1 protein-coding gene is annotated in these 930 nt (G+C 61.4%); it reads right to left on the bottom strand.

Translation table 11 applies throughout. From position 1 onward, the window contains the following. Positions 1-930, bottom strand: a 930-nt coding sequence (locus J0A65_RS24230) for an MMPL family transporter (protein ID WP_206596820.1), incomplete at both ends; no start/stop codon positions are given.

The raw sequence follows: 930 nt of genomic DNA, 5'->3' as shown, positions 1-930 counted from the left end.
CGTCTCGCAAAGCACGGTGGAAAGGTAGAGCGGCGCCATCAGGGCGAAGGTCACCCTGAGGGAGCGGAACTCGAACCAGACCATGGTGCCGACGATGAGGAACACCAGGATCAGCATCAGCCGCTCGGAGTGTTTGATGACGATGTTGGTTGCCGCCTCGATTCCGGAGTTACCGGCAGCCAGGAGAATCTCGTAGTTATCACCGTCGTGGCGTGCGGCGAAGGCCTCCACGGCATTGACCACCCGGGTCAGGGTCTCGGCCTTGTGATCGGCGAGGTAGAAGCTGATCGGTGCGATGCTGCAGTTGCTGTCGACGAACTCGCGGGCCACGCCGGTGCGTGCATTGTTCATCACATACTGGTCGCGGGAGAACTCGGCCCATTTTGGGTTGCCCTCGTTGCGCGCCATGATGTTGAAACGCATGGTCTTGTACAGCGACTCAACCGACTCGACCCCCTCGACCTCGCGCAGCTCCTGCTCAAGCCGGGTAGCTAGGTCGGCGGCGGTGAAACGCGAGCAATGCTCCTGAGCGGTCTTGAAGATCACCACGAAGACGTCCGTGCTAGTGGTGTAGTGATCCAGCAGATAGGCGTTGTCCAGGTTGTAGCGTGCCTCGGGGCGGAACTCCGGGGCACCTTCGTCCAGATCGCCGATCTTCAGGTCGCGGGCACCGTAGTAACCCAGGCCGAGCAGCACCAGGGCGAAGGCCAGCAGGGGTACGCCAATCCGGGGTTCGACAACCGCCGACACCCGCTGCCACAGCGGCCAGGAGGAAGCATTACGTTTCTGTTGCTGGCGTAAACCGCGCGGACTGACGCCGACATAGGACATCAGCACCGGCAGCAGGAACATCTTGGTGAACAGAGCGACAAACACCCCGATACTGGCGGTGATCGCCAGTTGCTGGATCACCCCGATGTCGATCACCAG

The organism is Bowmanella yangjiangensis (assembly GCF_017255015.1).
Lineage (GTDB): Bacteria > Pseudomonadota > Gammaproteobacteria > Enterobacterales > Alteromonadaceae > Bowmanella > Bowmanella yangjiangensis.
Note: the sequence above shows the minus strand (reverse complement) of the source record. Positions and strands in the feature narration are given on the sequence as shown.